Below are 6,243 nucleotides of genomic sequence, written 5' to 3'. Positions count from 1 at the left end.
GCGCAGCAAACTCGTCGACAACCTGCTGCGCGAATACGCCGGCACCCACTACGAATACGACGAACGCGGCAACCAGATCCAGCGCTGGCACAACGGCCAACGCAGCGACCTGCGTTGGGATCTGTTTGATCGATTGGTGCATTTCGAAGATCCGCGTCTGAACGTTGACTTCGCCTACGACGCACTGGGACGACGCCTGCACAAAAATTCCCGCGCGCATTACAAACAGCGTCCAGAAGCCGGCTCTCTCTGGAACAGAAACGAACACGCGCGCAAACAACGCGAACTCGGCTGCGGCTTTACCTTGTATGGTTGGGATGGCGACAACCTCGCCTTTGAAAGCAGCCCAACGCAAAGCGATGGCGAACCGGGTCGCACGGTGCACTACGTCTTCGAACCGGGGACTTTTGTCCCTGTGGCACAGGCTGTGCGGCACGCGCCGATCGATCTGATTAGGCTGCCGGATTACAGTGGTGAATACAGCCTCGATGACGACCCGGTATGGAATCACAAGGCAACGGCTTTACCGTTTGATGCGTTGGCCTGGTATCAGTGTGATCACCTCGGCACGCCGCAGGAATTGACGGACTCGCAAGGCAACCTTGCCTGGACCGCGCAGTACAAGGCGTGGGGGCAGGTGACGGAGCAGCGCTCGGAGTGGGCGCGGCAGCATGGCGTGATGAACCCGATACGGTTCCAGGGGCAGTATCACGATCATGAGACGGGGCTGCATTACAATCGCTACCGATACTACGATTCTGAGGTAGGGCGTTTCATTTCACAGGACCCGATTGGGCTGGCTGGTGGACTGAACCTTTATCATTACGTACCTAACCCGCTGGAGTGGATTGATCCACTTGGCCTTTCCGCCTCTTCTGATCTACCTCGGATGAAAGGTACGAGTATTCCTCGCGCCGGTAGAACGTTGAACAGCGCCGGATTTTCGAAAACCAAAGACAATGGGGTTAACGAAACCTGGAAGCATGCAGACGGTTCAGAGGTCAGGGTTCACAAGTACGGAAACTTGAATGCCTGCCCTCACAAATCTGGCAACAATGCACACATCCATAAACAGGATCCGTCCAATCATCAACTGGATGATGAGGGTAAAGTTTCCACCGATCCTAATAAAACTCACATTGGCATTCGTAATCCTGCCGATTTACCAGCTGTCCGAGGGAGACCACACGGATCATGAGTTATGAATACAAATTGGTGTTTGACGACAGCTCTACAGCCCAGCATGTCATCGACATTGTTAAAGCTAGTAGTGCTTGTGTTCGCTCGGGCGACGGTGATCTTTATTTGAAGGATCACTCGTTGAATAGCAGTGGGGCTTACGATACTCGTCTCATTTATGGGGATGATGAATCCCTGTGGCTCCAAGTGAATTTCCAATCAGCAGAACTGTACGCCCTACTTAAAAAAGCACTCAATGGAAGAAATTTCAGGTGTCTTGAAGATGGGGACGAGGATGAAGAGGTTGGCTTAAATGAGGCCTTCCGCGTATAGGTTGACTCTCGGTCAAATTGCAGCCGAATAGCCACTTTTTAATCTCTAAAAATTTATGAAATATATCAGGGGCAGGCCACGTTTTTGAAGGTTGATTAAACGCAACCTGCCTCTGATAAAACTCTCTGCCATTGGTGGCCGAAAGCCGCGAAATTGATCGAGGCTGCAGTCAACCCTCGTAGTCAAAGGAATGACAACATGAAAGACGCCATTCGCTTGGGCGACTCCACCACTCACGGTGGCAAAGTCCTCGAAGCCTTTTCCCTGACCGACCTAAACGGCAAGCCCATCGCCGGGGTTGGCCACAAAGTCAGCTGTCCTCTGTGCAAAGGCATTTTTCCAATTGCCGAGGGCAGCAGCACCTACGCCGTCGATGGCACCCCCATCGCGCTGGACGGCATGAAAACCGCCTGCGGGGCCGCGCTGATTGCCAGTGGCCCGAAAGGAGCGGTGGTCAGTTGAATCCGCGAGGGTGAGCTCTTCGTTCGCCCTCAGGAATACTGCAAGTAAACAACCTGGCTTCATCCATTAAAGGAATAAACATGAAGAACACCGCTTTGATCCTCGCACTGACCGCCGCTCTCGGCACCGTCAATGTTGCTCACGCAGAAGGACCGGACGCCGCTACGTTGAAAGGGATGTACGACACTGGGCGCAACATGTCCGGTCTGATTAACCATTGCGTCGACAAAGGTTTCCTGAAAGCTGAAAGCGCTACGAACGCCAATAAAATGGTGGCGTTTGTTGCTGGTATTCCAGGGCAGATGGACAAGAGCGACGGCGATAAGAACGAGGCCCATGGTCGCAAGGGTGAAGTATTGGACGATGGTCAATACAAAACCCTGGAGGCCAATCTGCCGCCGAGTCTGACGCTGAAGCAGTGGTGCGAGCAGGCGGATCAAGGCATGCGTCAGGGATTGGAGCGTGTGGGTCTGTAATCTCCTTGGTGATTGATCGTTCCCACGCGCAACAATGGAATGCCTCAAGGGACGCTCCGCGTTCCAGTTCGCGAAGGGACGCGGAGCGTGGGAACGATCAGCGTTGGAGGTTATTTCGCGGAGAACTTCAACACCACGCTGTGGCTGTAAGTCTGCCCCGGATCAAGCCGAGTGCTCGGGAAGTCCGGCTGATTCGGTGAATCCGGATAATGCTGAGTCTCCAGGGTAAACGCGCCCCAGTGCGGATACACCTTGCCACCCTTGCCCTTGACCGTACCGTCGAGGAAGTTGCTGGTATAGAACTGCACACCCGGTTCCGTGGTGAACAACTGCAGCACGCGACCGGACTGCGGGTCACTCACCTCAGTCGCAACTTTGCCAATATCGCCCTTGGTATCCAGCGCCCAGTTGAAATCAAACCCACCTTGTTTCGGCTCGGCAAATTTCAGCTGCGGATGATCCGCTTTGATGTGCGTGCCGATTGCGGTCGGTTTGCTGAAGTCCATCGGCGTGCCGGCCACGGGTGCCAGTTCGCCGGTCGGGATCAGCTTGGCGGTGACCGGGGTGTAATGGCTGGCGTGCAGGGTGGCGACCTGTTTGAGGATGTCGCCATTGCCGGCGCCGGCGAGGTTGAAGTAGCTGTGGTTGGTCAGGTTGAGCACGGTCGGTTTGTCGGTGCTGGCCTTGTAGTCGATGCGCAGTTCGTTGTTGTCGGTGAGGCGATAGGTCACTTCGGTGGTGAGGTTGCCGGGGAAGCCCATTTCACCGTCAGCCGACAGATAGGTCAGGGTCACGCCGACTGAGTCCTTGTCCTTGGTTTCCTGGGCTTTCCAGACTTTCTTGTCGAAGCCCAGCGTGCCGCCGTGCAGCGCGTTGGTCTTGTCGTTCTGCGGCACTTGATAGCGCTTGCCGTCGAGTTCGAACGCGCCTTCGGCGAGGCGATTGCCGAAGCGGCCGATGGTTGCGCCGAAGTAAGCGGTGCCTTTCTGATAGCCCTGCACATCGTCGAAGCCGAGTACGACGTCGTCGAACTTGCCGTGCTTGTCGGCGACTTTCAGCGATTGCAGGGTCGCGCCGTAGGTGATGACGGTGGCTTGCATGCCGTGGCTGTTGCGCAGGATGTATTGCTCGACGGGCGTGCCGTCATTGGTTTTACCGAAGGCTTTGTGTTCGGCGCTGAGGCCGGCCGCGTTGGCGGAGAGGGTGGCGATCATCAGGGACAGTCCGAGGCCGGAGAGCAGGTGACGGGATTGAAGCATGGTTGACCTTCCTTTTTGTTGTTGTTTTCAAAATGGCGCCGATGCCGTGTAGGAGCTGCCGCAGGCTGCGATCTTTTGATTTTGGTTTTCAAAGGCAAGGTCAAAAAATCGCAGCCTGCGGCAGCTCCTACAGCGTAACTAGTCATGCTATTTGTGTTTGCAATCAAGATTTATAGTTGATTAATCGTTTATTTCAACAATAAAGACAGACTAATTGCTTTTGGGGTAAGCACCGAAGGTCGGCTGGTCGTGCGCACCACTGCACTTTTTCGCAATCGGCGGCTCTATCCATGGCCAGGATGCGGTGACTCCCGCCGCACAGGAATGTGCCTGTTCGAGATTTCATGCCGAGAGTTTTTGCCCTGATCGCTGCTTTTTTCCGCCGCCCGTGCCTGTTGCTGGCGTGTTTGTCGTTGCTGTTTTTCAGCGGTTGCAGTCACCAGGACGGCAACGGCTTCTTCAATCAGATGCGTGAAGGGAAGCCGCAGGAGTTCCTGCAGACCAGCGTCGACCGCATGGCCACGCTGGCGATGCGCGACAACCTCAGCAGCCTCTATCGCTTGCAAGCCAAGCTGTACCTGCGCAACCCGGACGAGCTGCGCAAGTCAGGCTTTCTCAACATCCATGCCGCTGTGAAGCAGGTGCGGATGGCCGTAGAGCAGCAACAGCCGCTGCCGGTGTTGGGTGGTCGAAAGGATCTGGCGGCGCTGAGCTATGCGATGAGCCCGGAGTTTCTCGGTGACCGCGTCGGCGCGTTCATCTATGCCATCGGCAGCATGCTGGTCACCGCCCATGGCAATCGCACCGAGTTCTATATGACGGACGCGATCAACCCGACGTTCGTTCACAACGCCGCACGCAATATCGAAAAAGCCACGTGGATCTTGTCCCAGCGACAGAACAAGGAAGGTCAGCCGCTGCTGTTTTCCAATGAGATCTCGGAGGAGGGCAGCAACCTGAGCTTCGCCACCGAGTTCGGCAAAATCGTTGCGCGACTGGATCTGATCACGCAGATGCTTGATGAGCGTTACCGGCGGATCGGCCTTAACTACGCGCAGAGTTTGCTGTTCCTGAATTTCTTGCCGGTGCAGTGAGTTCTGTTTGGGCGGTGATGATCAATTCACCACAAAACCCTGTGGGAGCTGGCTTGCCAGCGATAGCGGTGGGTCAAGCAAAGCAGTGTTGCCTGACCTGGCCTCATCGCTGGCAAGCCAGCTCCCACATTGATCGAATAGTGAAGGTTGTTTTTGTATACAATCCGTCACCGCTATTGATCAAAATGGAGCCGCCCCCGTCATGACCGACCCCGCCAGCGCCGATTTCAGCCGCGTCGACCGCACCGCCCGTGCCGACAAACTGCCTTATGCCGCGTTGCTGGCGTTCGCCATGACCGGTTTCATTGCCATCCTCACCGAAACCCTGCCCGCCGGGCTGCTGCCGCAAATCGGCGCCGGGCTCAACGTCAGTGAAGTACTCGCCGGGCAACTGGTGACGCTGTATGCACTGGGTTCGATTGTCGCGGCGATTCCGCTGACTGTCGCCACGCGCGGCTGGCCTCGGCGCCGGGTGTTATTGATGACGGTCGGCGGGTTTCTGATATTCAACACTGTCACCACATTCTCCAGCCATTACGGCCTGACCCTGGCTTCGCGTTTTCTCGCCGGGATGGCGGCGGGGTTGTCGTGGGGGATCATGGCCGGTTATGCGCGTGGCATCGTGCCGGTGCATCAACAGGGACGGGCGCTGGCGATTGCCATGCTTGGCACGCCGGTGGCGTTGTCACTGGGCACGCCGGCGGGGACGTGGCTGGGCAATCTGATCGGCTGGCGCGCGTCGTTCGGGATCATGTCGGCGCTGGCGCTGTTTTTGGCCGCGTGGATTGTTATCGCCGTGCCGGATCGTCCGGGGCAGGCCAGTGACGAGCGTCTGCCGCTGCTAGAATCGCTGCGCCTGCCGGGCGTGCGGCCGGTGCTGTTCGTGGTGCTGACGTGGATGCTCGGACACAACATTCTCTACACCTACATCGCGCCGTTTCTGATGCAGGCCGGGCTGGCTGACCGGGTCGATCTGGTGCTGCTGGTGTTTGGCCTGTGTTCGCTGGTGGGGATCTGGATTATTGGCATGCTGGTTGATCGCTGGCTGCGCTGGCTGACGCTGATCAGCCTCGCGGTGTTTGCGCTGACGGCATTGGTTCTGGCATTGGCAGCGCCGTCGCCTCTGATCATTTATGCCTGCATGGCGGTGTGGGGCTTGTCGTTTGGCGGCTCGGCCACTTTGCTGCTGACCTCGGCGGCGGACTCGGCTGGTGATCACGTCGACGTGGTGCAAGCAATGCTCACCACCTCTTGGAACGTGGCGATCGCCGGGGGCGGGTTGTTTGGCGGGTTGTTGCTGGATCGGGCGGGGGCGATGTCGTTTCCGTGGGCGTTGCTGATTCTGTCGCTGATCGCGCTGGCCACGGTGTGGATCAACAAAAACCACAGCTTCAAACCTGGCCGAAGGGTGCACTGAATCTGCATCCACCACCTGACCCT

7 protein-coding genes are annotated in these 6,243 nt (G+C 57.1%); 6 read left to right on the top strand and 1 reads right to left on the bottom strand.

Annotated elements, in window-relative coordinates; all coding sequences use genetic code 11:
• The 4 genes from ACM6JQ_RS12105 to ACM6JQ_RS12090 form a co-directional block, all read left to right on the top strand.
• The coding region (locus ACM6JQ_RS12105; RefSeq protein ID WP_414893876.1) for an RHS repeat-associated core domain-containing protein at positions 1–1,198 on the top strand (1,198 nt) is incomplete at its 5' end.
• Entirely contained in the window at positions 1,195–1,512 is a 318-nt protein-coding gene (locus ACM6JQ_RS12100) for a hypothetical protein (RefSeq protein ID WP_095114547.1), read from the top strand. The genes ACM6JQ_RS12105 and ACM6JQ_RS12100, both read left to right, overlap by 4 nt.
• A gap of 198 nt (positions 1,513–1,710) precedes the next feature.
• Positions 1,711–1,974, top strand: a complete 264-nt coding sequence (locus ACM6JQ_RS12095) for a PAAR domain-containing protein (RefSeq protein ID WP_414893875.1) — start codon at positions 1,711–1,713, stop codon at positions 1,972–1,974.
• 80 nt (positions 1,975–2,054) lie between these two features.
• Positions 2,055–2,450 (top strand): hypothetical protein, encoded by a 396-nt coding sequence (locus ACM6JQ_RS12090; RefSeq protein ID WP_007918678.1) that lies wholly within the window; start codon positions 2,055–2,057, stop codon positions 2,448–2,450.
• Between the two features lie 110 nt (positions 2,451–2,560).
• On the opposite strand, the gene ACM6JQ_RS12085 is transcribed toward ACM6JQ_RS12090, so the two are convergent.
• Positions 2,561–3,709 carry an aldose epimerase family protein gene (locus ACM6JQ_RS12085; RefSeq protein WP_150751157.1) on the bottom strand — a complete coding sequence of 383 codons (1,149 nt, stop codon included), beginning with the start codon at positions 3,707–3,709 and terminating at the stop codon, positions 2,561–2,563.
• Positions 3,710–4,053: 344 nt separating this feature from the next.
• Here ACM6JQ_RS12085 and ACM6JQ_RS12080 point away from each other — a divergent pair, with 344 nt between their 5' ends.
• Together ACM6JQ_RS12080 and ACM6JQ_RS12075 are read left to right on the top strand one after the other, a co-directional pair.
• Positions 4,054–4,803, top strand: a complete 750-nt coding sequence (locus ACM6JQ_RS12080) for a hypothetical protein (RefSeq protein ID WP_414893874.1) — start codon at positions 4,054–4,056, stop codon at positions 4,801–4,803.
• A 202-nt stretch (positions 4,804–5,005) separates the two neighbouring features.
• The gene (locus ACM6JQ_RS12075) at positions 5,006–6,220 is read left to right on the top strand and encodes an MFS transporter (protein WP_414893873.1); all 1,215 of its coding nucleotides are present in this window, start codon (positions 5,006–5,008) and stop codon (positions 6,218–6,220) included.
• Positions 6,221–6,243 lie beyond the last annotated feature (23 nt).

It is taken from the genome of Pseudomonas sp. IT-232MI5, assembly GCF_949767845.1.
In the GTDB taxonomy this organism is placed as follows: domain Bacteria; phylum Pseudomonadota; class Gammaproteobacteria; order Pseudomonadales; family Pseudomonadaceae; genus Aquipseudomonas.
Note: the sequence above shows the minus strand (reverse complement) of the source record. Positions and strands in the feature narration are given on the sequence as shown.

What these genes read in the sequence shown, in the direction of transcription:
- ACM6JQ_RS12100 (WP_095114547.1), top strand. Translation starts at nt 1,195, where the DNA reads ATGAGTTATGAATACAAATTGGTGTTTGACGACAGCTCTACAGCCCAG.
- ACM6JQ_RS12095 (WP_414893875.1), top strand. Translation starts at nt 1,711, where the DNA reads ATGAAAGACGCCATTCGCTTGGGCGACTCCACCACTCACGGTGGCAAA.
- ACM6JQ_RS12075 (WP_414893873.1), top strand. Translation starts at nt 5,006, where the DNA reads ATGACCGACCCCGCCAGCGCCGATTTCAGCCGCGTCGACCGCACCGCC.
- ACM6JQ_RS12085 (WP_150751157.1), bottom strand. Translation starts at nt 3,709, where the DNA reads ATGCTTCAATCCCGTCACCTGCTCTCCGGCCTCGGACTGTCCCTGATG.
- ACM6JQ_RS12090 (WP_007918678.1), top strand. Translation starts at nt 2,055, where the DNA reads ATGAAGAACACCGCTTTGATCCTCGCACTGACCGCCGCTCTCGGCACC.
- ACM6JQ_RS12080 (WP_414893874.1), top strand. Translation starts at nt 4,054, where the DNA reads ATGCCGAGAGTTTTTGCCCTGATCGCTGCTTTTTTCCGCCGCCCGTGC.